20 protein-coding genes and 5 tRNA genes are annotated in these 23,146 nt (G+C 58.6%); 23 read left to right on the top strand and 2 right to left on the bottom strand.

The features are described 5' to 3' along the window. The first annotated feature begins 58 nt into the window (after nt 1–58). The 6 genes from rsmA to proC all read left to right on the top strand — a co-directional run bounded on the left by rsmA (nt 59) and on the right by proC (nt 4,493). A complete protein-coding gene (gene rsmA, locus RX395_RS02515) occupies nt 59–919 on the top strand; it encodes a 16S rRNA (adenine(1518)-N(6)/adenine(1519)-N(6))-dimethyltransferase RsmA (RefSeq protein WP_316365210.1) in 861 nt (286 codons plus the stop codon). Further along, entirely contained in the window at nt 909–1,826 is a 918-nt protein-coding gene (locus tag RX395_RS02510) for a TatD family hydrolase (protein ID WP_316365208.1), read from the top strand. The genes rsmA and RX395_RS02510 overlap by 11 nt, the downstream gene beginning before the upstream one ends. A gap of 43 nt (nt 1,827–1,869) precedes the next feature. Beyond that, nucleotides 1,870–1,956 (top strand) — tRNA-Leu (locus tag RX395_RS02505). Between the two features lie 276 nt (nt 1,957–2,232). Next, on the top strand, nt 2,233–3,171 hold the full coding sequence (locus RX395_RS02500; RefSeq protein ID WP_195362148.1) for an SPFH domain-containing protein: 939 nt from the start codon (nt 2,233–2,235) through the stop codon (nt 3,169–3,171). Nucleotides 3,172–3,177: 6 nt separating this feature from the next. After that, nucleotides 3,178–3,648 carry a 23S rRNA (pseudouridine(1915)-N(3))-methyltransferase RlmH gene (rlmH, locus tag RX395_RS02495; RefSeq protein ID WP_117563694.1) on the top strand — a complete coding sequence of 157 codons (471 nt, stop codon included), beginning with the start codon at nt 3,178–3,180 and terminating at the stop codon, nt 3,646–3,648. 74 nt (nt 3,649–3,722) lie between these two features. Next, nucleotides 3,723–4,493 (top strand): pyrroline-5-carboxylate reductase, encoded by a 771-nt coding sequence (gene proC / locus RX395_RS02490; protein ID WP_316365204.1) that lies wholly within the window; start codon nt 3,723–3,725, stop codon nt 4,491–4,493. Nucleotides 4,494–4,649: 156 nt separating this feature from the next. Here the strand turns inward: proC and RX395_RS02485 are convergent, their stop codons facing one another. Next, the gene (locus RX395_RS02485) at nt 4,650–4,823 is read right to left on the bottom strand and encodes a DUF6724 family protein (protein WP_006235069.1); all 174 of its coding nucleotides are present in this window, start codon (nt 4,821–4,823) and stop codon (nt 4,650–4,652) included. A 111-nt stretch (nt 4,824–4,934) separates the two neighbouring features. Between RX395_RS02485 and serS the strand changes: the two genes are divergently transcribed. The 7 genes from serS (at nt 4,935) to RX395_RS02450 (ending at nt 10,808) form a co-directional block, all read left to right on the top strand. Beyond that, on the top strand, nt 4,935–6,218 hold the full coding sequence (serS, locus tag RX395_RS02480; protein WP_271747377.1) for a serine--tRNA ligase: 1,284 nt from the start codon (nt 4,935–4,937) through the stop codon (nt 6,216–6,218). A gap of 173 nt (nt 6,219–6,391) precedes the next feature. Next, nucleotides 6,392–6,769: a hypothetical protein gene (locus RX395_RS02475; RefSeq protein WP_316365200.1), complete on the top strand. Its 378-nt coding sequence runs from the start codon at nt 6,392–6,394 to the stop codon at nt 6,767–6,769. Nucleotides 6,770–6,845: 76 nt separating this feature from the next. After that, nucleotides 6,846–6,922, top strand: a tRNA-Arg gene (locus tag RX395_RS02470). A 354-nt stretch (nt 6,923–7,276) separates the two neighbouring features. Continuing rightward, nucleotides 7,277–7,353: transfer RNA gene (locus RX395_RS02465), tRNA-Arg, on the top strand. 377 nt (nt 7,354–7,730) lie between these two features. Then, nucleotides 7,731–7,807: transfer RNA gene (locus RX395_RS02460), tRNA-Arg, on the top strand. Between the two features lie 376 nt (nt 7,808–8,183). Beyond that, the gene (locus RX395_RS02455; protein ID WP_316365198.1) at nt 8,184–10,625 is read left to right on the top strand and encodes a tetratricopeptide repeat protein; all 2,442 of its coding nucleotides are present in this window, start codon (nt 8,184–8,186) and stop codon (nt 10,623–10,625) included. Between the two features lie 92 nt (nt 10,626–10,717). Beyond that, nucleotides 10,718–10,808: transfer RNA gene (locus RX395_RS02450), tRNA-Ser, on the top strand. A gap of 323 nt (nt 10,809–11,131) precedes the next feature. On the opposite strand, the gene RX395_RS02445 is transcribed toward RX395_RS02450, so the two are convergent. Further along, nucleotides 11,132–12,472 carry a D-alanyl-D-alanine carboxypeptidase family protein gene (locus tag RX395_RS02445; RefSeq protein ID WP_316365197.1) on the bottom strand — a complete coding sequence of 447 codons (1,341 nt, stop codon included), beginning with the start codon at nt 12,470–12,472 and terminating at the stop codon, nt 11,132–11,134. 197 nt (nt 12,473–12,669) lie between these two features. On the opposite strand from RX395_RS02445, the gene RX395_RS02440 reads away from it, so the two are divergent. The 10 genes from RX395_RS02440 to htpG all read left to right on the top strand — a co-directional run bounded on the left by RX395_RS02440 (nt 12,670) and on the right by htpG (nt 22,856). Beyond that, nucleotides 12,670–13,365: a response regulator transcription factor gene (locus RX395_RS02440; protein WP_250786886.1), complete on the top strand. Its 696-nt coding sequence runs from the start codon at nt 12,670–12,672 to the stop codon at nt 13,363–13,365. 26 nt (nt 13,366–13,391) lie between these two features. Further along, the gene (locus RX395_RS02435; RefSeq protein ID WP_316365194.1) at nt 13,392–14,630 is read left to right on the top strand and encodes a sensor histidine kinase; all 1,239 of its coding nucleotides are present in this window, start codon (nt 13,392–13,394) and stop codon (nt 14,628–14,630) included. A 103-nt stretch (nt 14,631–14,733) separates the two neighbouring features. Further along, on the top strand, nt 14,734–15,609 hold the full coding sequence (gene pstB, locus RX395_RS02430; RefSeq protein WP_192934402.1) for a phosphate ABC transporter ATP-binding protein PstB: 876 nt from the start codon (nt 14,734–14,736) through the stop codon (nt 15,607–15,609). A gap of 64 nt (nt 15,610–15,673) precedes the next feature. After that, nucleotides 15,674–16,402 carry a response regulator transcription factor gene (locus RX395_RS02425; protein ID WP_050766101.1) on the top strand — a complete coding sequence of 243 codons (729 nt, stop codon included), beginning with the start codon at nt 15,674–15,676 and terminating at the stop codon, nt 16,400–16,402. A gap of 3 nt (nt 16,403–16,405) precedes the next feature. After that, nucleotides 16,406–17,830, top strand: a complete 1,425-nt coding sequence (locus RX395_RS02420) for a sensor histidine kinase (protein ID WP_055285945.1) — start codon at nt 16,406–16,408, stop codon at nt 17,828–17,830. Nucleotides 17,831–18,025: 195 nt separating this feature from the next. Further along, nucleotides 18,026–18,682 carry a YveK family protein gene (locus RX395_RS02415; RefSeq protein ID WP_316365189.1) on the top strand — a complete coding sequence of 219 codons (657 nt, stop codon included), beginning with the start codon at nt 18,026–18,028 and terminating at the stop codon, nt 18,680–18,682. 2 nt (nt 18,683–18,684) lie between these two features. Next, entirely contained in the window at nt 18,685–19,422 is a 738-nt protein-coding gene (locus RX395_RS02410; protein ID WP_035136836.1) for a CpsD/CapB family tyrosine-protein kinase, read from the top strand. 17 nt (nt 19,423–19,439) lie between these two features. Continuing rightward, nucleotides 19,440–20,090 (top strand): tyrosine-protein phosphatase, encoded by a 651-nt coding sequence (locus RX395_RS02405; RefSeq protein WP_022094060.1) that lies wholly within the window; start codon nt 19,440–19,442, stop codon nt 20,088–20,090. Between the two features lie 39 nt (nt 20,091–20,129). Then, nucleotides 20,130–20,630 carry a GNAT family N-acetyltransferase gene (locus RX395_RS02400; RefSeq protein ID WP_316365185.1) on the top strand — a complete coding sequence of 167 codons (501 nt, stop codon included), beginning with the start codon at nt 20,130–20,132 and terminating at the stop codon, nt 20,628–20,630. Nucleotides 20,631–20,831: 201 nt separating this feature from the next. Beyond that, nucleotides 20,832–22,856: a molecular chaperone HtpG gene (gene htpG, locus RX395_RS02395; RefSeq protein WP_316365183.1), complete on the top strand. Its 2,025-nt coding sequence runs from the start codon at nt 20,832–20,834 to the stop codon at nt 22,854–22,856. The last annotated feature ends 290 nt before the right edge of the window (nt 22,857–23,146 follow it).

Raw genomic sequence — 23,146 nt, 5'->3', positions numbered from 1 at the left:
CCGCCACGGTCCATGCCCTTTTGTTTCAAGACGCCGCCATCATGCTAAGGAGGCAACTATGACAACTTCGCCTTTGGCAAACCCCACGGCAACAAGGGAGCTGCTGGAGGAGTTTGGCCTTGCGACCAAGCATCGCCTGGGCCAAAACTTCCTGATCGACAACCATGTGATCGAGCGCATCTGCGAGCTTTCCGAGCTCACGGGCGATGAGCGCGTGCTCGAGGTTGGCCCGGGCGTTGGTACGCTCACGCTTGCGCTGCTGCAGGAGGCGGCGTGCGTCACGTCGATCGAGGCCGACCCCGAGCTCGAGCCGGTGCTCGACGCCCATGCCGCCGACTACGCCAACTTCCGCTTTATCATGGGCGACGCGCTCAAAGTGACGCCGGAGCAGATTGAGCAGGCCGCCGGTGGTGAACCCACGGTGTTTGTCGCGAATCTGCCCTATAACGTGGCGGCGACAATCATCCTGCAGTTCTTCCAGACGATGCCCGCGCTCAAGCGCGCCGTCGTCATGGTGCAAAAGGAGGTTGCCGATCGTATTGCCGCAACGCCGGGCAACAAGACCTATGGCGGCTACACGACAAAGCTCGGCCTGTATGCGCAGGTTACGGGTCGCTTTGAGGTGCCGCCGCGTTGCTTTATGCCGGCGCCGCACGTGGACTCGGCCGTCGTGCGTATCGACCGTGTTGACGGCGTGGTGCCCGAAGGACTCGACCGCGAGTTTGTGGCCCGCGTGATTGATGCTGCATTTGCTCAGCGTCGCAAGACCATTCGCAACTCCATGAGCGCCAACGGCTTTGCCAAGGACGTGCTCGATGCCGCCTTTGAGGCTTGCGGTATCGCATCCACCACGCGCGCCGAAACGCTTGATGTTGCCGACTTTGTCCGCCTGGCCCAGGAGCTAATCCATGACGCTTAATGCCGAACGCGTGACGTTTACCAAGAAAAAGAAGACGGTTGCTTGTCCCGTGCCCTTGGCGCCGCTTGCCGACACGCATGCGCATCTGCTTTCGTTTTGGGGCAAAGAAGTGCCCGAGACGCTCGTGCGCGCCAAAGCCGCGGGCGTCGACCTGTTGGTGACGATGTTCGACCCCATCGCTGACAAACGCAGCGTGACGGACTATAGCGACTGGCTCGTGCGCGAAATTCTGCCGATGCAGGATATCCCTCAAATCAAGTATCTTGCCGGCGTGCATCCGTATGGCGCGCCGGACTATACCGACGACGTTCACGCACAGGTCGTTGCCGCACTCGATGACCCCTTATGCGCCGGTATTGGCGAAATCGGCCTGGACTACCACATGGACTATGACGACGATATCGCGCCGGCACCCCATAACGTGCAGATTGACTGCATGGCGCGCCAACTCGAGCTTGCCGTGTGCCGTAACGTGCCGGTGGAGCTGCATCTGCGCCACGAGGACACGGACTATGAGCGTACCTCGCACGTGGACGCCTACAACGTGCTTCGTGAGGTGGGCGTGCCCCAGGCCGGTTGTGTGCTGCACTGCTTTGGCGAGGACCGCGCCACGATGGAGCGCTTTGTGGAGCTGGGCTGCTATATCGCCTATGGTGGCGCGGCCACCTTTAAGCGCAACGACGACGTGCGCGAGGCATTTGCGGCAACCCCACTCGATCGAATTTTGTTCGAGACGGATTGCCCGTATATGGCTCCGGAGCCCATCCGCGGTCTTGAATGCGAGTCCGCAATGATCTCCATTACGGCAAACGCGCTGGTTAACGACCGTGTCGATCGCACAGGTGAGGACGCCGAAACAATCGCGCAAGCCGCTTGGGAAAATGCCTGCAAACTTTTTCAAAAATAGTTCTTGCGTTCGCGGTGGCGCTCCGTTATTCTAATTCCTGCACGCGGGCGTGGCGGAATTGGCAGACGCGTACGGTTCAGGTCCGTATGGGGGCAACCCCATGAAGGTTCAAGTCCTTTCGCCCGCACCATTAAATGAAAGAGCTCCCAGCAATGGGAGCTTTTTTTGTTATGGGCCCATCACAGGGACTTGAACCTGCGAAGGAGCGAGCGTAAAGAAAACGCGGAGCGTTTTTATCGAGCTGGCGAGGACGCCGGCAGGCGGCCGAAGCCGGTGCGGATACGCGGACGTCCTTTCGCCCGCACCATTAAATGAAAGAGCTCCCAGCAATGGGGGCTTTTTTGATATGCACGATCTCCTTGGACGGGTATCCTAATGCCAACGTGTGCCTATCAGAGGAGAGACCATGCTGTTTTCCGGTATCATCGCCGCCCTTACCAGCCTTTTGATTCCCATCATCATCCTGTTGCTGCTGCTTCCCAGCGCCTGCTATGTCGTTGAACAGCAGCATGCCGTGATCATCGAGCGTCTGGGCAAGTTTAACCGCATCGTCAACGCGGGCTTCCACATGAAGGTGCCCGTGATCGACCGCAAGGCCGCCACGGTGAGTCTGCGCACCATGAAAAACGGTTTTGGCATCGACGTTAAGACCCAGGACAACGTGACCATCGGCCTTGAGGTCTCTGCTCAGTACCACGTGAGCTATGACATGGGCGCCGGCCCGGCAGATTCGGGTATCTACAAGAGCTACTACATGCTGCAGGAGCCCGTCGACCAGATGCGTGACTTCATCACCGACGCCCTGCGCTCTTCGATTCCCGTCTACACACTCGATGAGGTCTTTGCCAAGAAGGATGACATCGCCAAGGATGTCAACGCTACCGTTTCCGAGCAGATGGCCGCCTACGGCTTCACCCTCGTGTCGACGCTCATCACCAAAATCGCACTGCCGACCGAGGTCGAGAACTCCATGAACGACATCAACGCCGCCCAGCGCAAGCGCGCTGCGGCACAGGAGCTCGCTGAGGCAGACCGCATCAAGCGCGTCACCGAGGCGACCGCCGAGGCCGAGGCTATGGAAAAGGCGGGCGAGGGCATCGCCAACCAGCGCAAGGCCATCGCGCTGGGTATCAAAGATTCGCTCGAGATCATCCAGGAGACGGGTGTCGGCAATGACGAGGCCAACCAACTGTTCATGTTTACGCAGTGGTCCGAGATGATGACGGAGTTCGCTCGCACGGGTAAAACCTCGACGGTCGTTCTGCCGAGCGACTTCTCGCAGTCGGCCTCTATGTTCGAGCAGATGCTGACCGCCGGCAAAGTTCAAAACGATTCGAAGGAGTAAACGCGCGTGAAATACACCGTCGTTTGCGTCGGTAAGCTCAAGGAGCGCTTTTGGAAGGACGCGTGCGCTGAGTACACCAAGCGCCTAGGTGCCTATGCCAAGGTTGATATCCGCGAGGTGGCCGATATCGACCCGGCTAAGGCGGGCGGCGTGGATGCCGCGCGCGACAAGGAGGGGGCGGCAATTCTTGCTGCCCTGCCGTCTCGAGCGCATGTGATCCTGCTGGCCATTGAGGGCAAAGAGCGCTCGAGCGAGGAGTTTTCGGCGAGGCTCGACGATCTTATGCTGCGAGGCAGCAGCGACATCGCCTTTGTGATTGGCGGATCGGACGGCGTGAGCGATGACGTGCGCGCACGAGCCGACGAGATGCTCAGCTTTGGACGCATTACCTTGCCGCATAACCTGGCGCGTGTGGTGCTGCTAGAGCAGATTTACCGTGCCTGCAAGATCAGTCGTGGCGAGCCGTATCACAAATAGGTCGGCAATACGAAACAATGGCGTGGGACAATAGCATTCGTTTTTGAAGAGCGTGTCTGAGAGGACTATGAGATATGAAGATTGGGTTTGTCGGTTTTGGCAATATGGCGAGCGCTATGGCCGATGGCTGGATCGCTGCCGGTGTAGCTGCGAGCGACATGTGCGCCTGCGCGGGTCGCTACGACGCACTGGTTGAGCGCTGCGAGGCGCGCGGCATGGTCGCCTGCCACGATGCCGCCGAGGTTGTCGCCGCATCCGATATCGTGGTCGCTGCGGTCAAACCGTACATGATCGAGAAGGTATTCGACCCGCTCAAGGATGCTCTTGCCAAAAAGGTCGTTCTGTCGGTTGCCTGGACCTGGGACAGTGCCAAGTGGGAGCAAGTCCTGCCGGGCGTCGCGCATATCTCGACGGTGCCCAACACGCCGGTTTCGGTGAGCGAGGGCGTCATCGCTTGCGAGAAGGCTTCCACGCTTAGTGATGAGCAGAGCGCAGTGGTGCTTGATCTGCTTGGCAAGCTCGGTGCGGTGGTCGAGCTCGATACGAGCCTGCTGTTTGTGGGCGGCACGGTGGGTGGTTGCGCTCCGGCATTTGTCGCTATGGCAATCGAGGCCCTGGGCGATGCGGCGGTCAAGCACGGTATCCCGCGTACCGATGCCTATCGCATTGTGAGCCAGATGGTGCTGGGTACGGCAAAGCTGCAGCTTGCAACTGGCCAGCATCCTGCGGCGATGAAGGATGCCGTATGCTCGCCCGGTGGTGCCACCATCAAGGGCGTCGTTGCACTCGAGGACGCCGGCATGCGCAGCGCCCTGGTCAAGGCAATTGACGCAACCCTCCAATAAAACCGACCAAAAAAGACAGGCTTATTTTGGCAGGTTTTTCCTGCGGTTTTGTCGTATGTGCGAAAAGCGCCCCGCAACCGGATCGTTACCGGTTGCGGGGCGCTTGCGTTTGCCCAGATAAAACCGACCAAAATAAACCTGTCCCTTTTTGGCAGGTTAGTCCCAGAAGCTGTCTTCCTCATCCTCGGACTTGGGTCCGCGGTCGACGTACATCTTATGGGTACGCTTCTCCATTACAAAGGCAAGAATCGCAAATAACAGGATGCCGCCGGCGAAAAGGATGGCAAAACCGGTGCGGGTGCCAAACAAAAAGGAAAAAACTGCGTCCATTGGGTGCCTTCTTGCGTAGTTGAGTTGGGTCGTAAACGCTCATAAGTATATACTTGCCCATACATGTACAAGGTTGCAACCTAAATGGAATGTATATCGCCGGAGGATCTAATGCTTGATATCAAGTTTGTTCGCGAGAACCCCGATGCCATCGATGTCGCCATGGCTAACCGCCAGACGTCTTGGGATCGCGAGAAGTTCTTTGAGCTCGACGACGAGCGCCGTGCCGTCATCACCGAGGTCGAGGAGCTCCAGGCTACGCGCAATGCCGAGTCCAAGAAGATCGGCGCCCTGATGAAGGAGGGCAAGAAGGAGGAGGCCGAGGCCGCCAAGGAGGCCGTGCGCGCCGTCAACGAGAAGATTGACGGTCTGGCCGAGCGCCGCACCGCTCTCGAGCAGGAGCAGTACGACTTCATGGCCCACCTGCCCAACATTCCGTGCGATGCCACCCCGTACGGTAAGGACGAGGACGAGAACATCGAGCGCCGTCGTTGGGGCACCCCGCGCGAGTTCGACTTCGACTTTAAGCCGCACTGGGATCTGGGCACCGATCTGGACATCCTCGACTTCGAGCGTGGCAACAAGCTCTCCGGCAGCCGCTTTACCGTTCTCGGTGGCGCCGGCGCCCGCCTGGAGCGCGCCCTCATCAACTTCTTCCTCGATACGCATACCAGCCGTGGTTTTAAGGAGTGGTGGCCGCCCATCGTCGTCAAGCGTCAGACCATGTTTGGCACGGGTCAGCTGCCCAAGTTCGAGGACGACGCCTATCACGTCTCGGGTGACAACTTCCTGATCCCCACCGCCGAGGTCGTGCTCACCAACCTGCACGCCGGCGAGGTCCTCGATGCCGACACCCTGCCGCGCCGCTACACCGCCTTCACCCCCTGCTTCCGTGAGGAGGCCGGTTCCGCCGGTCGCGACACCCGCGGCATCATCCGTCAGCACGAGTTCGACAAGGTCGAGATGGTCAAGTTCGCTAAGCCGGAGGAGTCCGACGAGGAGCTCGAGAGCATGACCGCCGAGGCCGAGTATCTGCTGCAGCAGCTGGGCCTTCCGTATCGCGTGATTAGCCTGTGCACCGGCGACTTGGGCTTCTCTGCCCGTCAGACCTACGACGTCGAGGTCTGGCTGCCGAGCTACAACGCCTACAAGGAGATCAGCTCCTGCTCCAACTGCGGTGACTTCCAGGCTCGCCGCGCCAACATCAAGTATCGCGACCCCGAGAACTTCAAGGGTTCGCGCTACCTGCACACTCTCAACGGTTCCGGCCTGCCGGCCGGCCGCACCATGGCCGCCATTCTGGAGAATTATCAGAACGCCGACGGCACCATCACGATCCCCGAGGTTCTGCGTCCTTACATGGGCGGTCTCGAGAAGATCGAGCCGGTCGCGTAACTTGGCTGCATAGGGGATATGCAAGGGCGCTCCTTCGGGGGCGCCCTATTTCGTGCGCAGGTCCATATCATGCCGTGCGGACAGCTCAATAGAAAACACACGAACAACTGTTCTGTATACAGCCATCTACCTGCTATGCTTTTGCTAAATAAGAGCGAGAGAAAGGGGATGCGATGGAGCTGTTTGATGATCGGGTGGTTTTGTTTGAGAGCGACGAGGGCGGGGAGTACCTGCTTGTAACGTGTGAGCCGTCTGGCATGGGCGGCCTGGTGGTTCGGCAGACGAGTGAGGGTCCGTTGACACAATGGTGCTTTGAGGAGTCGCCGCATGTGGTCGAGACCTTTGTGACGCACGAGGGACTTGTGGCGCTGGAGCACTTCTATGGAGTTGGGACTTCCAACCAGGTCGCGCGCATGCTGGGCATCTCGTTTGCCGATTATGATTGTGCCCAGCGGGTGAGATCGCTCTTGAGGGAACTTGATGCCAAGTTTGACGTGATCGAAAAGCCAATCGATCGTACGGGGAACGGCGGTATATGCGGAGCAGCATGACAAAACTGCGTTCCACAAAAAGTTTGAGATTGTGCTTGACTCCAATAGGCTAAAGTGGTTTTATATGTCTTGCGCTGCGGCGTTACCTCAGCTGGATAGAGGGTCTGACTACGAATCAGAACGTCATAGGTTCGAATCCTATACGCCGCACCATTTGAGATTAAAGCTCCCGGCAACGGGGGCTTTTCTTTTACGTAAGCACTGCATGGATTCGAACCTCGGTCGAGGCGCGGGCGTAAAGAAAACGCGGAGCGTTTTTAGCGAGCGGGCGAGGACGCCGGCAGGCGGGCGAAGCCGGTGCGGATCCGCGAAGCGGATGCGCGGAATCCTATACGCCGCACCAATTGAAATCGAAAGCCTCCGGCAACGGGGGCTTTTCTTTTACGTCGGCACTGCATGGATTCGAACCTCGGTCGAGGCGCGGGCGTCTTAATCATCACTTCGTAAAATTTTTCCAAATTGTCGCTTGACCCATCGAGGGGTCACGTGCATAATAATCCGTGCGTTGCGGCGTTACCTCAGCTGGATAGAGGGTCTGACTACGAATCAGAACGTCATAGGTTCGAATCCTATACGCCGCACCAATTGAGCTTTAAGCCTCCGGAAACGGGGGCTTTTCCTTTACGGGGGCATTGCGGAGATTCGAACCTCGTTCGAGGCGCGAGCGTCAAGAAAACGCGGAGCGTTTTTAGCGAGCGGGCGAGCACGCCGGCAGGCGGGCGAAGCCGGTGCGGATCCGCGCAGCGGATGCGCGGAATCCTATACGCCGCACCAACTGAGTTTTAAGCCTCCGGCAACGGGGGCTTTTCTTATATGTCGATATACTTGAGAAGTTGCTTTTGCCGTGTTTGAAAGTGTCGAGTCGATTGACTGCGCCAAGTGAGTAAAAATCAAATTTGATAACTTTTTTCGAAAAATGCTTGACCTTTATTCAGTCGATGTGCATAATAATCAACAAGTCGCGGCGTTACCTCAGCTGGATAGAGGGTCTGACTACGAATCAGAACGTCATAGGTTCGAATCCTATACGCCGCACCATTTGAGATTAAAGCTCCCGGCAACGGGGGCTTTTCTTTTACGTAAGCACTGCATGGATTCGAACCTCGGTCGAGGCGCGAGCGTGAAGCGGACGCGGAGCGTCCGTAGCGAGCGGGCGAGCACGCCGGCAGGCGGGCGAAGCCGGTGCGGATCCGCGCAGCGGATGCGCGGAATCCTATACGCCGCACCAACCGAAATTGAAAGCCTCCGGCAACGGGGGCTTTTCTTTTACGTAAACACTGCATGGATTCGAACCTCGGTCGAGGCGCGGGCGTAAAGCGGACTATTTCCTGTCGACTCGTGTAAGATTCCGAGTAGGTGTCGCGGCCCATCCGCGATCACTCCTTCTCTCAACGACCGATCAGGGTGATACTTCGTGGCAGAGCGTCCGACATACAAGCTCAGGTTTCTCGATCCCAAGAAGCGCTTTCCGGTGATGCCCGAGCAGCCTGCGGGACGCTCATATGGCGTGGTCTGGAAACTCTTTGGCGAGGACCCGCATGAATCATGCTATGCCGTCGAATTCGTCGGCAAAAGCCATGTGTCGCTTTTGGGCTACGTGAGCGTTTCGGGTGAGGTCTATAAGGTGGACCGTCCCGTTAACGAAGTATCGCTGTCCAACGATCCCGACATGGAACTGGTTCTTGACGAGTCGGATTCCAGTATTGGTGAGATTATGGTAAGGGAAGCCAGCGGTGCAATGCGCGCGTGCGCGCGAACCGTCGGCTCTCCCGAAGGCCCCATGCGCGAGCAGTCCGATCACGAGACATGGAATTCGGCCCGCTCCCTTCCTTACGGCGAGTTCATGGCATCGATGTTCCTGCGCTACGTGATATTTGCCAACTCCGAAAGCGCTATTGCGAACACGGCGGGCGTCGACGGTCTCGATGCGGACATGCAAAACGTTGTCGACAAGATCAAGCTCGTAAAGTTGCCCGAGCCGGTCGAGGTGTTTTTGGGCTTTAACACGTCACCGCTCCCCGATGCTATCGAGACGCTGCTTTACCGCGTTGACCATGCCGAGAATCCGAGCGGTATCGAGCGCTATGCCGCCACCCTTATGAGCGAAATTGACTTGCCCCGTCTGCGCACCATTGCCGCCAAGTCCGAAATGAGCCTGGCGCGCATCGACCGGTCAAAGCTGTTTTATCTCAATTTTGATCGTAGCCTGCTGGACCAGGACGAGATTGACATGCTGCTTGCCATCGAGTGCCGTCTCAACCGCCTCTCCGGCATCCTTGAGCGCATCGGGGCCGGATTGGTCCCTGCGGCATCCTCGCCGAGCCTTGAGGGCTGCGCGCTCTTTGATTCGTGGCATATCGCCAAGACGACCAACGATGTTCCCCGACTGCTCGATACGGCCTCGAGCGATAACCCGTGGGGCAAACCGGGTACGGTGGCTTGCCAGCCGGGCGGCGAGTGGGACGTGCGCACCCGTTTTGCGCGAATCGTTGAGGCGCTCAACGTGGTCACGCGGCTCGACTATACCTATCGAGTAAACGTTGCCGAGGGGATTATGCTCGTTCGGTTTGGGCAGTCTGTCGTTGATGCCATGCCGCAACGTGAATACGACGCTCAAGATGACGCCTGGCGCGAGCTGGACGAGGACACGCGCGCGATTTGGGCCGCGGAGCACGATGCACGTGTGGCACTCACGCTTGCGGCAGCGTGTTTTGCCGCGGGCACCTGCATCACGCGCTGCTATGTGCAGATTGCTGCTCCCGACAGTGAGCAGGGCGAGCGCGTTGTCGCAACGTATTTCTTTGGGCGCGCGGCCTATCTGGCCGATTGTGTGCCTGTCGCCAAGGATCTTGAGAGCATGGACATGGACGATATGCCGTGCAAGCGTGTGCTTGAGGCGTATGAGTCAACCGCTCCGGAGACGATTGAGCCTGCGGAGGTTCATGCTCGTCCGCGTGATGACCATCGCGCGCTGCCGCCGGCGCTGCGCGATCTGCTGCTTGCCGATAAGGCTGACGAGTTGGAGGTCATGGAAGAGGACGACGACCCATACGTGGTCCGTGTTGTTGAATTGCGCGAGCAGGCAAAAGTCGACCGTACAGGTGCTTTTGAAGGCTTTTCCCGTCTTGTTGAGGAGTTGGAGGCTAAGTGCGCCGTTGCCGAGCTTTTGGCGACAGGTCCGGTTCAAACGCAGTTTTGCGATAACCAGCTGGTGCGCATGGTGCTACCGGTGTTGGAAGAAGACCGCTCTGTGCGAATCCTTCGTGCGCCCGATGCGCTGTACTTTGCCCAGCACGAGATCTGCAGCTTTTACGTCGAGCAAGAGGACTTTGAACGAGCACTGCCCGAGGTGCGCCATCTTTACGATCTGGCGCGCTCGTCCATGCAATCGCATTTTGCGCTCATCAACGTTCTTGCGCGTCTGGAGCGCTTTGACGAGATTATCGAGGTGGCGCGCCACGGCCTACGTATTGCCAGCGATCGTTCTGCAATCGGCTACCTGTTCTATCGCTTGGCGTTTGCCTATTGGAACTGCGATCAGCTCGACCTGGCGCTGGCTTGTTACCGTCTGGTGCCGCGCGGTGAGGAATCGGGCAGCAGCGCGCTGGAAGAAATGCAGGGCCTTATGAACGAGATGGGCGTCAGCGAGCCTCCGACGTTCGAGGAAGCGGTCGAGACTATCCGCAAGGCTGGACTTGAGTTGCCGCCAGTGTCCGCCGTGACGAATCAGCTTGCAGATGCCGCTGTGCAACTGGTCGACAACGGCTTCTTTTTCCTGGCACGCGGTTGCATCTTCCAAATGTGGCGCACCATGGGCAACGACGAGCTCGGCTCCCTCAACCGCTCGCTGGGGTAGGCGAAGCTTCCAAGGAGGAAAGGATGCTAGGCAATTAGAAAATTTCCTCTTGCCCATCCTTGGCTGTTTGGTTACTATAGAACGGCTGTTACGGAGAGCTGACCGAGAGGCCGAAGGTGCTCGCCTGCTAAGCGAGTATGCCCCAAAAGGGCATCTGGGGTTCGAATCCCCAGCTCTCCGCCAGTATGAATTTGAAGAAGGGTCCCATTTGGGGCCTTTTTTGTGCGGAGAAAGGAGGCTGGGGATTCGAACCCGAGAGGGCACGGGCGTTAAGCAAACGCGAAAGCGTTTGTAGCCCGTGGGCGAAAAGCCGCCAGGCTTTGAAGCCGGAGGGCATGCGTAGCATGCCCGGACATCCCCAGCTCTCCGCCAGTTTAACTTTAAAGAAGGGTCCCATCGGGGGCCCTTTTTTATTATCGAGAAAGGGCGCTGGGGATTCGAACCCTCAAAAAAAAGGAGGCATCCTTTCGGACACCTCCTTTCAGCGAGCGTATTGTTCTTCGATCTTACATCTCAGGAGCCTTGGCTACGGTCTCGCTTTCTGCCGTGAGTGGACGGTTGTCGATGCGGCGGCCCAGGCGGTCGAGCTTCACAAGGAGCCATTCAATGGGATTCGGCCCTGCGCCTTCCTCGTCGGCAACCAGGTCCATGACGGCGATCTTGGTGCCGTCCTGCTTGAGCGTAACGCTGCCCACCTTGTCGCCCACATGCACCGTGCCCGAAAGATCGTCGTAGCTAACCTTTTCGGTCACTTCGCCGGCGAGTGAGAACACCGTTGCCTGTGCGGCGGGGTCGGCGAGCGTGGCGTCGATTGTCTTGTCCGTCCAATCTGTCTGGCTAATGCGTGCCATAAGCGGGTTGTCGTTGGCGGTCTTTTCCTGCGTGTTGGCGATTGCGACCGTCATCTTGTGACCGTAGTACCAATTGGCAAGGGTTGCGGTATCGGTAAAGCGCTGGTCGGTGGTGGTGGAGTTCAAAACGACGGTGTAGATCTCGTCGCCATCGCGGTTGTAGGCGCTCGTAAAGCAATAGCCCGCGTCGTCGGTGGTGCCGGTCTTGCCGCCGATGTTGCCATCTTGGCCCAGCAAATAGTTATGCGTGTCCATGGAATGCGAATGGTCGGTGCCGTCGGCGCCCGTGACCTCGATCCAGGAATCCTCGCTCGCTACGACCTCGCGGATCGTGTCGTTTTTCATGGCCTCCTGCATCATCAGCGCTACGTCGTGTGCGGTTGAGTGCATATCGCCAGCCCACTCATCAAAGTCCAGACCATGCGGGTTTTCGAAAAGCGTACCGGTGCAGCCGAGCTTCTTAGCGCGCTCGTTCATGGCCTTCACAAATGTGGCCTCGGCGTCTTTGGTCTTAGGGTCGATCTTCTTGCCCACATATTCGGCGAGCACGATGGCGGCGTCGTTGCCCGAGGGAATCATCAGGCCGCGCAGTGCCTGCTCCACGGTAAGCTCGTCGCCTTCGAGCAAGCCGGCGGTCGAATTACCCACGGTGGCTGCGGCGTTGCTCACCGTGACTTTCTCGTCCATCTCGCAATTCTCGACGGTTAGGATTGCGGTCATGACCTTGGTGATCGAGGCGATCTTGACCTGCTCATCGGCGCCGCGCCCATAGTAGACGGTGCCGTCTTTGCCCATGACGAGGGCATTGGTCGCATCGATATCGGGCAGGTTTTCGGCCGTGATGCCGCGCGCATCGGCGGTTTTGCCGCAAACATTGTCGGTCGTGAGCACTTGGGCGCCGGCGACGGTGGGCGCGCCAGCGGCAAGGGCGATAGCGCAGACAAAGCCGGCGGCAAGCTGGGCTGAGCGCTTTGCAAAAGAGGTGAGGGACTTCACGGATTTCGCTTTCGACGGGATGGTCTCTTCTGGAACTAGAGTATATCGTTTGCCGGCGTCGGCGATCATCGCGTGCGCGCGTGGCCCACATCCGCACCCGAACGGGCACAAGGGTGCTTAAGGCCGACTTAATCACCCACGCTTGTTGTGTGTGGCGTGCGTCGCCTCAGGCATAATGGAGCGCGAGAGGAGCACGCATGAACGAGCGCATTTTGGTAGTTGATGACGAGAAGGCCATTGCCGACCTAGTTGGCATCTACCTTACAAAAGAAGGCTTTGACGTCCAGATTGCCTATAGCGGGGCTGATGCTGCCAAGGCAATCTTGGAGCAGGAGTTCGATCTGGCGCTGCTGGATGTCATGCTGCCCGATATCGATGGCTTTGAGCTGCTGCGTACGATCCGTTCCAGCCATACCTATCCCGTGATCATGCTGACGGCGCGCGATGCCCAGCAAGACAAGATCGAGGGCCTTTCGCTTGGCGCGGACGATTACGTGGTCAAGCCGTTCCGCCCGCTGGAGCTCATCGCGCGCGTGCACGCTCAGCTTCGCCGCTACACCAGCTACGGTAGCCGTGCACAGGCGGCCGAGTCGCCGACCATTCAGCTCGACGGCTTGGAGATCAACCGCGACGCTCGTTCCGTGACGGTGGACGGTGCACCGGTACGCCTCACACCCACCGAGTATTCAATCTTGCTGTATCTGGTCGAGCATCGCGGCAGTGTGGTGGCCGTGGAGGACCTGTTCCGCGCGGTATGGAACGAGGACTTTATGCCCGGCTCCAACAATACGGTGATGGTGCACATTCGCCACTTGCGCGAAAAGATCGGCGACGACGCACAAAAGCCGCGCTTTATCAAAAACGTCTGGGGCGTCGGCTACATCATCGAATAACGCTTTTCGCTTGTGAGGATCTTGATATGACAAAAGACGATAGGCAAGCGTTCGAGGTGCCCGATCGACTCTTTGAATACGTGAGGTCAGTCGTCGACAACCGCGCACTTGCAACGGTGCTGCTCTTTTTGCTGAGCCTGCTGCTGATTGGCATCGATAACATCGCTGGAATCTTGGCGGTGCTGCTTGTTGGCTTTTTGCTGATCGATCGATTTGAGATCGTGTGCCGCTGCGTGGTGATTGGCGGCGCCGCGTGGGCCATGACGTTGGCGATTGGCGCCATGGCGCTCGGCGGCATCGAAGGGCCGGTGCTGTTCGATGCCGGCTTTGTATTCAACATGCTTGGCTTTGTGCTGGCGCTTGCCGCGTGCGTGCTGTTCTTGTGCGGCCGCGCCCTGTACTACCAGGGCTACGAGCAGGGCGAGCAGCATGCCGATTGTGTGCTGGCTGCTCGTATTCAAGATCGCCTGATCGATCACCCCGACACCTGGGACAACATCGACGGCGACTTCTTGGAGGTCGAGGGCGCCCTTAACCGCGTGCGTGACCGTGAGCGCAAGGTGCAACAGGCCTTGCGTGACGAATCTCATCGCAAGGACGATCTGGTCACGTACTTGGCACATGACCTACGCACCCCGCTTGCCAGTGTGGTGGGCTATCTTTCGCTGCTGCAAGAGGCTCCCGAGCTGCCGGTTGAGCAACGTGCGCACTTTACGGGCGTGGCGCTCGACAAGGCGCACCGGCTCGATACGCTCATCGAAGAGTTCTTCGATATCACGCGCTTTGACTTCCACGATATCGTGCTCACGCGCGGCTATGTTGATCTGGGGTTGCTGCTGGCTCAGGTGGCTGACGAGTTCTATCCCATCCTCAACGAGCAGCATAAGGAAGTCCAAGTTGATATTCGCGAGGACCTGACGGTGCTCGTGGATGGCGACAAAATGGCTCGCGTGTTCAACAACATCATGAAAAACGCTATTGCCTATAGCTATGAGGGCTCGACCATCACGATCGAGGCCAGACGCCGGGGCGGCGGTGGCGTGCGCGTGCGCTTTATCAATCAGGGCGATCCCATCCCTGAGGCAAAGCTCAAGGTGATCTTTGAGAAGTTCTATCGCCTGGATGCGGCGCGTGCGACCAATCGCGGCGGCGCTGGACTGGGGCTTGCCATCGCCAAGGAGATCGTATGCGCGCACGGCGGTACCGTTGCATGTGAATCGACGCCCGAACACACGATATTCACCATCGAGCTGCCCGCCGCATAGCCAGTGTGCCCTTACAAACACTTGACAATGCGCTCACGTGCATATGAGCCGCGATTCCTACTATCGATACTGCTGAATTGATATCGATGTGGAGGTATGCGGTATGACGGCTGCTGCGGCTGTGGAGCCCACGGAGCTTGAAGAACTCATGAAAGCGCAGGCCGAGGCCGCGCACGAGCGCGAGGTTGGGGATGCGACTCGCCCCACGGCAGAGGATCTTGCCGCCTCGCCGACGCGAATCGATGTTGAGGGCCTCGACCTGTTCTATGGCGACCACCATGCGCTCAAGGACGTGAATATCAAGATCCGCGACAAGCAGATTACCTCGTTCATCGGGCCTTCGGGCTGCGGAAAGTCCACGTTGCTGCGCTGCTTTAACCGCATGAACGATGGCATCAAGGACTGCCGCATCGAGGGCAAGATTGCGCTCGATGGTCAAGATATCCTGGGCGACTACGACATCTGCCGCCTTCGCCAGCGCGTGGGCATGGTGTTCCAGCGCCCCAACCCGTTTCCCATGAGCATCTACGACAACGTCGCGTATGGTCCGCGCGGTATGGGTGTGCGCGATCGCGCTGCGCTGGATGAGCTGGTCGAGGACTCCCTTCGTCGCGCTGCGCTATGGGATGAGGTCAAGGACAAGCTCAAAGAGTCGGGTCTGGGTCTTTCGGGCGGCCAGCAGCAGCGTCTGTGCATCGCCCGCGCACTTGCCGTGCAGCCCGACATTCTGCTGATGGACGAGCCGACCTCGGCACTCGACCCTGTGTCGACGCTGGTGGTGGAGCAGCTGGCCTGCGAGCTCAAAGAGACCTGCACGCTCGTGGTCGTTACGCACAATATGCAGCAGGCGGCGCGTATCTCCGATTCGGTCGCATTCTTTTTGCTGGGTGAGCTGGTGGAGCACGCGCCCACCGCGCAACTCTTCAAGAATCCGACCGATCCGCGCACGGCGGATTATTTGACGGGGCGTTTTGGCTGATACCATCTAGTAAAGGTACCTTTAGGGTTAAGATGCGGTCATGCCGGCCGCAAAGGGGTTCAACATGATCTATTACGTCGAGGACGATGACAACATCAGGGATTTGACGGTCTATGCGCTGCGCAAGCAGGGGATTGAGGCCGAAGGCTTTTCGTGCGACGGTGAGTTTAAGGCTGCCGTGGCGCGACGGGTACCCGATGCCGTCCTGCTCGACATCATGCTGCCCGATACCGATGGCTTGGCGATTATGCGTCGACTGCGTGCCGATCGCCTGACGGCGACGGTGCCCATCATGATGCTTACCGCCAAGGATACCGAGCTCGACAAGGTGATGGCGCTCGATGGCGGTGCCGACGATTACCTGACTAAGCCGTTTTCGCTCATGGAGCTCGCCAGCCGCTGCCGCGCACTGCTGCGTCGCGGCGGCATGGTCAAACAGGCAAGCGATGTGCTCAGCGTGGGCGACATTGTGCTCTCGCCCAGCCATCGTGAGGTGACTGTTGCCGGCGAGTCGCTTAAGCTCACCCTGCGCGAGTTCGACCTGCTCGAGTACCTCATGCGCAAGCCCGGCGTGGTCTTTACCCGCGAGTCGTTGCTGCAGAGCGTGTGGGGCTGGGACTTCGACGGCGGTTCGCGCACCGTTGACGTGCACGTGCAGACGCTTCGCCAAAAACTGGGCGAGCATGCCAGCGCCATCGAGACCGTGCGCGGCGTGGGCTACCGCTTGGCCGAGCCTTCTGCCGGTGATGGTGCCGAAGGTGACGACACCGCGGCCACCGCATCGGAGGAGTAACCCGTGGTCTTCGCCCCCCAGGGAAAACATACGCTGTCGCACCGCGTTTTTGTGACGATCTTTGTCTGCGCCATGGCGGTTATCGTGGCGTTTACGGTGCTGGGTGCGTTCTTTGTGCAAAACACCTTGGCGGATGCCACGAGTGCCAACCTGGCGCAAGAAACCGAGCTCATTGCTGCCGCCCTCGACGAGCAGCAGGAGCCCATCCCGTTCTTGCGTAGCCTCGATCGAGAGGACTTGCGCATCACGCTGATTAACAAGGATGGATCGGTTGCCTACGACAACGAGGCGTCGCCTTCCACACTGCCCAACCATGGCGATCGCCCCGAGGTCATCGAGGCCTTTGAGAGTGGTTCGGGTTCCGCGGAGCGCGCAAGCTCTACGCTCGACGAGATTATGCTGTATCGCGCCGTCGCCCTTGATAACGGCCAGGTTGTCCGCTTGGCGCAGGCCCAGCCTGGCGTTGCGGCGATTTTGCTGTCGATGGTGGCGCCGATGCTGCTTATCGCAGCAGCGGGTGCGGTACTCTCGTTTTTTATGGCGCGCCGCGAGTCCCGTGCCATCATCGCGCCTTTGCAAGAGGTGGATTTGGACCACCCGCGCCGTAGCTATGAGCACGCCTATGCCGAGATGGTCCCCATGCTTGAGCGTATTGAGTCGCAGCGCCAGGAGCTCAAGCGCCAAATGGCGGTGCTGGCGGACAACGACCGTATGCGCCGCGAGTTCACGGCGAATATCACCCATGAGCTCAAGACGCCGCTTACGGCGATTTCGGGCTATGCCGAGCTCATCGCAAACGGCATGGTCGAGGGCGAGGGCGACCTGCGCAACTTTGGCGGTCGCATCTATCGTGAGGCGGGCCGCTTGGCAGCGCTTGTCAACGATATCCTTACGCTGTCTAACTTGGACGAGGCCGAGCGTGCAACTGAGGGCGAGGCGGTGCCCATTGGTTCCACGGAGCCTATTGAGCTCTCGCGTGCCATCTACGCGGTTGAGCAGCGTCTTGAACAGGTCGCCCGTCAGGCGAATGTGACGATAAGTCATGAGACCAAGCCTGTGGTCATCGAAGGCGTGTCGCGCTTGATTGACGAGCTCATCTATAATCTGGCGAGCAACGCCATCCGCTACAATCGACCCGGCGGTGCGGTTACGCTGCAGTGCGGCACCAACGACGAAGGCCATCCGTTCCTTGCGGTCGCCGACACGGGAATCGGTATCGCGCCTGAAGAACAGGGCAAGGTATTTGAGCGGTTCTATCGCGTGGACAAGAGTAGGTCCAAGGCGCGCGGCGGAACCGGTCTGGGGCTTGCAATTGTCAAGCATGCGGCCCTGTATCATCACGCCACGCTCGATTTGTCGAGCGAGTTGGGCGTGGGAACCACCATTACGGTGACGTTTCCCATACGGCAGGACGAGCCATTCGCATAGCGATACAACATAGATATTGATGCAGACGCCGCATTTGACTTTCGGGTGCGGCGTTGTTGTGCAATTTTACGATTGCTTCCGACATTTTTACAGGAGAGCCTGTTTCTTATGTATAGAGTTTGGTCTCGGTAAAAAGATGCGATAACATACGGACAGTTTTGTCAATCCGAACTGGGGAAATGAAAGGCAAGCTGCATGACCCTTCTCGAACTGTTCCAGCTGCTGAAGAAGCACCTTCAGCTGGTCATCACCCTTCCGGTGGTCTGCGCGATCGCCATGGGCATCGTGTCCTTCGTTGCGATGGACAACACCTATACCGCGACGACGAGCATGTACATTCTCGCCAAGACCGACGATAGCGGTCAGATGAGCTACAACGATCTCTCGGCGAGTCAGATGCTTTCCAACGATATCGCCACGCTGCTGGATAGCGATAGCGTTAAGAGCGGCGCAGCCGATGAACTGGGCCTCACCGATCTGGATGACTACAAGGTGTCTGTTTCCTCCGAGACCACCACGCGTGTCATTACGCTTTCGGTTACCGGCACCGATGCCAAGGAGACGGCTAAGGTCGCAAAGGCCATGGCCAGCTCGGTGAGTACGGTCGCTCAGAACGTCGGCGCTGCCCAGAGCATCAACGTTATCGACGAGGCTAAGACCCCCGAAGCCCCCAGCGGTCCCAAGCGCACGCTGTATATTGCCGTCGCGTTCCTCGCCGGTATCTTTATCGCAGTTGCCTATGTCGTTTTGGCAGACATGCTCAACACCCGCATCCGCGGTGCCGAAGAGGCAGAAGAGCTCCTGAGCATTCCCGTTGTTGGCCGAATTCCGGCTATGAAAGGTGGTAAATAGGCATGGCTAAGGCAAAGAACACCGATAAGCTCGTTGTACAGAATGCCGCCAAGACCCTTCTGGCCAACATCCGCTTTGCGAGCGTGGACGACCCCATTCGCACCATCACCGTTACGTCCTCGATTCCCAACGAGGGCAAGTCTACGGTTTCCATCAACCTTGCCCAGGCTATCGCCACCAGCGGCAAGAGCGTCCTGCTGGTCGAGGCTGATATGCGTCGCAGGTCCCTTGCCGATATGCTCGGCGTCCGCTCCCGCGGCGGACTCTATGCAGTCCTTTCCGAGCAGGTTTCTATTGACCAGGCGATTGTCGAGACGGGGCAGAAGAACTTCTACTTCCTCGATGCCGAGCCGCATATTCCCAATCCTGCCGACATCATCGTCTCTCACCGCTTTGCCAAGCTGGTAAAGGCACTGTCCGCCAAGTTCCAGTACGTTATCTTTGATGCTCCCCCGGTCGGCACCTTCATCGATGCTGCCGAGATCGCAAGTCTGACCGACGGTGCGCTTTTTGTCGTGCGTGAGGATTTCACCAAGCGCGAGGAGGCGCTCAACGCCATCGGTCAGCTTAAGAAGTCCGAGAAGGTCAAGCTCATCGGTACCGTTATGAACTACTGCGAGACCGAGACCAGCGAGTACTACTACTCCTACTACACCAAGGACGGTAAGAAGGTGAAGAAGGGCTCCGACGATCAGGGGACTTCCAAAAAGGGCATCTTCACCAACCGAGCAAACGTTTAGTTGATTAAGGCTGACCTATGCGTGACATTCATTGCCATATCTTGCCGGGTGTAGACGACGGCGCCGCCGATCTCGATGAGAGCTTGGCGATGCTCGAGGCTGCCAAGCGGGCCGGTGTAACCAGAATCGTTTGCACTCCTCACTGCCGTGATCCCTATTTTGATTACGACAAGATGTGGGATGCCTTTGAGCTGCTGCGTGATAACGCTGACGGTTTTCCGCTCCAGATGGGCTTCGAGGTCAACCATCGAAAGCTTGTTGAGCTTGGTATCGATGCCGCGGAGCACTTGCATTTCGATGGGACCAACGAGTTTCTGCTTGAGCTTTCGACGCATGCCGATGCGTATGCGTTTAGAGAGTACGAGAACACGATTTACGATTTGCAGTGCCGTGGCTACCAGGTGATCATCGCTCATCCTGAGCGCTATCGTGCGGTTCAAAAGGATGTAAGCGTGGCGGAACGTCTGGTCGATATGGGCTGCAAGCTGCAGGCTTCGGCGGACTTTATTGCCGGCGGTCGCTTTGGTCGCGAGAAAAAGCCGGCACAGCGCCTGTTCGATCAGAACCTGTACAGCTTCATCGCGAGCGATGCCCATAACGTGGGTCATTACGACTGCCTGGCGAAGGCTCGCGCGAAGTTTAGCGTGCGCGGAGCTCATTTTCGCTAAAATCTGTCCCTAACGTTCGCATTGAATGAAAGGGCAGCCATGGATATCCAACTTAAGACGGGATGCTTTGATGACGCGGCGTTGGTGCGCCGCGTCGTTTTTATGGACGAGCAAGGCTACGAGAATGAGTTCGACGCTATCGACGAGGATCAGAGCTGCATTCATGTGACGCTCTATGTAGACGGCGAGCTTGCCGGTTGCTCGCGCGTGTTTCCCGAGGAGCTTGAGCGCGTGGCTGACGCAGAGGCCCCGGTGTTGCCGGCATGCGACATGGACGAAGGCGTTGCGGCGGGGGAGACCTACATTATGGGGCGCGTCGCCGTGCTGCCGGCTATGCGTCGTCGCGGACTGGCGAGTGCGATCGTCGAGGCCAGTGCTTCGTGTGCACGCGATGCCGGCGCTAAGCTTATTAAGCTGCATGCGCAGGAATACGTGTTGCCGCTCTATGCAAAGGCGGGCTACACGCAAATTGCCCCGGTAGATTACGAAGACGAGGGCCAGCCCCATGTCTGGATGGCCAAGCGCGTAGATGGCAGATAGGGACGTTCCTTTTCTGCCGGCAGTTGGGACGCTCCTTGGCAATTGGCGCATCGGAGCGCTTAGACATACAGTTTTTCGATTCCGTATGTATATATGCGCGCTAATGGGTTATAAAATCTAAGTCTGAACATAGCAGGTCTGCGATTCGGCTCGGGCGACCGGGCCGTTTTTGCGGACGGGGGTAGCGCGAAAGGACTGCACATGCGTCAATTTAAGACCGAGAGCAAAAAACTGCTCGACCTCATGATCAACTCCATCTACACCAATAAGGAAATCTTCCTGCGCGAGCTTATCTCTAACGCGAGCGACGCCGTCGACAAGCTCAACTTTAAGAGCCTGCAGGACCCGAGCGTCAAGATCGACCAGGGCGACCTGGCCATTCGCGTCTCCTTTGATAAAGACGCCCGCACCATTACCATCTCGGATAACGGCATTGGCATGACCGCCGAGGAGCTGGAGCGCAATCTGGGCACCATCGCCCATTCCGGCTCCGAGGAGTTTAAGACCGAGAACGCCGAGCAGCAGGGCTCCGATGTCGACATCATCGGTCAGTTTGGCGTGGGCTTCTACTCGGCTTTTATGGTCGCCAGCCATGTGAAGGTCGTCAGCCGCGCCTACGGCGAGGATGTCGCCCATGTGTGGGAATCCGACGGTCTTGAGGGCTACACCATCGAGGACGGCGAGCGCGCCGAGCACGGTACCGATGTCATCCTGACGCTGCGCGAGAACGAGAAGCTCGATGCCGACGGCGAGGCCGAGACCTACGATCGCTTCCTGACCGAGTGGGGTCTCAAGAGCCTGATTCAGCAGTACAGCAACTATGTGCGCTACCCGATTCAGATGATGGTGTCCAAGAGCCGCCAGAAACCCAAGCCCGAGGACGCCGGCGACGATTACAAGCCCGAGTACGAGGACTACCAGGAGCTCGAGACCGTCAATTCCATGACACCGATTTGGAAGAAGCGCAGCTCCGATGTCGAGCAGAAGGACTACGACGAGTTCTACAAGTCCACGTTCCACGACTTTGACGATCCTGCGCGCACCATCAGCTTCCATGCCGAGGGCACGCTCGAGTATGACGCCCTGCTGTTTGTGCCGGGACGCGCGCCGTTCGATCTGTACAGCAAGGACTACGAGAAGGGCCTGGCGCTCTATAGCTCCAACGTGTTGATTATGGAGAAGTGCGACGACCTGCTGCCCGACTACTACAACTTTGTGCGCGGTGTCGTGGACTCTGCCGACGTGACGCTCAATATTTCGCGTGAGACGCTGCAGCAGAACCGTCAGCTCAAGGCCATTGCCAAGCGTGTCGAGAAAAAGATCACCGCCGACCTTGAGGACATGCGTGACAACGACCGCGAGACCTACGAGAAGTTCTTTGAGAACTTTGGCCGCGGCCTTAAGTACGGTATCTACTCGAGCTACGGCATGAAGGCCGACGAGCTCGCCGACTTGCTGCTGTTCTGGTCTGCCAAGGAGCAGAAGATGATTACCCTGGCCGAGTATGCCAAGGGCATGCCCGAGGATCAGAAGGCCATCTACTACGCTGCCGGCGACTCGCGTGAGCGCTTGGCCAAGATGCCCGTGGTAAAGGGCGTGCTCGACCGCGGCTATGACGTGCTGCTGCTGACGCAGGACGTGGATGAGTTCACCTTCCAGGCTATGCGTGAGTACGTTGCCGCCGATATGCCCAAGATCTACGAGGACGATGCTGCCCGCGAGGCTGCCGAAAAGGCCGTGGCCGACGGTGCCGAGCCCGAGGTCGAGGATCGTCATCTGGAGCTCAAGAACGTCGCGACCGGTGATCTTGACCTGGCGACCGAGGACGAGAAGAAGGAGGCCGAGGACGCCACCAAGGAAAACGAGGACCTCTTTAGCGCTATGAAGGAGGCGCTCGGTGACAAGGTCGAGAAAGTTGCCGTCTCCGCACGCCTGACCGATGCCCCCGCTTGCATCACCACCGAGGGCCCGCTATCGCTCGAGATGGAGAAGGTGCTCCAGAAGGGACCCGAGGGCGCGCCCGACGGCATGCCCAAGAGCCAGCGCGTGCTCGAGCTCAACGCCAAGCACCCGGTCTTTGACAAGCTTGTCTCTGCCCAGAAGGCAGGCGACGCCGACAAGATCAAGCAGTACTCCGGTCTGCTCTATGACCAGGCCCTGCTGGTCGAGGGCATCCTCCCCGAGGACCCCGTGGCCTTCGCGGCGGCTGTTTGCAACTTGATGTAGTTAGGTAGTTACGCGGTTTTACCAAACCGCGTAACGGCTCGACGCTGCCCTCAGTTCCGCCGTTCTAACGAACGGCGGACCAGTCGACGCTGCGCGGGCGCCAGAGCGACAACTTGTCATTCAAAGAGGACGGCATGACCAGAAGGTCTATGCCGTCCTCTTTTCATGCCAATTTGTTCGCTCTGGCGCCCGCTCGCTGGCATTGCCAAAACATCGACGTTGCCGTGGTCCTAAGTAGTCATTGGGGACGTTCTTGTTTGACTAGTCGTTTAAGAACGTCCCCGATGACT

This window comes from Collinsella aerofaciens, assembly GCF_032584215.1.
Taxonomy (GTDB): Bacteria; Actinomycetota; Coriobacteriia; order Coriobacteriales; family Coriobacteriaceae; genus Collinsella.
Note: the sequence above shows the minus strand (reverse complement) of the source record. Positions and strands in the feature narration are given on the sequence as shown.

Bases quoted from the DNA above. Each gene is read 5' to 3' on its own strand.
- rsmA (WP_316365210.1), top strand. From the start codon at position 59: ATGACAACTTCGCCTTTGGCAAACCCCACGGCAACAAGGGAGCTGCTG.
- RX395_RS02510 (WP_316365208.1), top strand. From the start codon at position 909: ATGACGCTTAATGCCGAACGCGTGACGTTTACCAAGAAAAAGAAGACG.
- RX395_RS02500 (WP_195362148.1), top strand. From the start codon at position 2,233: ATGCTGTTTTCCGGTATCATCGCCGCCCTTACCAGCCTTTTGATTCCC.
- proC (WP_316365204.1), top strand. From the start codon at position 3,723: ATGAAGATTGGGTTTGTCGGTTTTGGCAATATGGCGAGCGCTATGGCC.
- RX395_RS02485 (WP_006235069.1), bottom strand. From the start codon at position 4,823: ATGGACGCAGTTTTTTCCTTTTTGTTTGGCACCCGCACCGGTTTTGCC.
- serS (WP_271747377.1), top strand. From the start codon at position 4,935: ATGCTTGATATCAAGTTTGTTCGCGAGAACCCCGATGCCATCGATGTC.
- RX395_RS02475 (WP_316365200.1), top strand. From the start codon at position 6,392: ATGGAGCTGTTTGATGATCGGGTGGTTTTGTTTGAGAGCGACGAGGGC.
- RX395_RS02440 (WP_250786886.1), top strand. From the start codon at position 12,670: ATGAACGAGCGCATTTTGGTAGTTGATGACGAGAAGGCCATTGCCGAC.
- RX395_RS02435 (WP_316365194.1), top strand. From the start codon at position 13,392: ATGACAAAAGACGATAGGCAAGCGTTCGAGGTGCCCGATCGACTCTTT.
- pstB (WP_192934402.1), top strand. From the start codon at position 14,734: ATGACGGCTGCTGCGGCTGTGGAGCCCACGGAGCTTGAAGAACTCATG.
- RX395_RS02425 (WP_050766101.1), top strand. From the start codon at position 15,674: ATGATCTATTACGTCGAGGACGATGACAACATCAGGGATTTGACGGTC.
- RX395_RS02415 (WP_316365189.1), top strand. From the start codon at position 18,026: ATGACCCTTCTCGAACTGTTCCAGCTGCTGAAGAAGCACCTTCAGCTG.
- RX395_RS02410 (WP_035136836.1), top strand. From the start codon at position 18,685: ATGGCTAAGGCAAAGAACACCGATAAGCTCGTTGTACAGAATGCCGCC.
- RX395_RS02405 (WP_022094060.1), top strand. From the start codon at position 19,440: ATGCGTGACATTCATTGCCATATCTTGCCGGGTGTAGACGACGGCGCC.
- RX395_RS02400 (WP_316365185.1), top strand. From the start codon at position 20,130: ATGGATATCCAACTTAAGACGGGATGCTTTGATGACGCGGCGTTGGTG.
- htpG (WP_316365183.1), top strand. From the start codon at position 20,832: ATGCGTCAATTTAAGACCGAGAGCAAAAAACTGCTCGACCTCATGATC.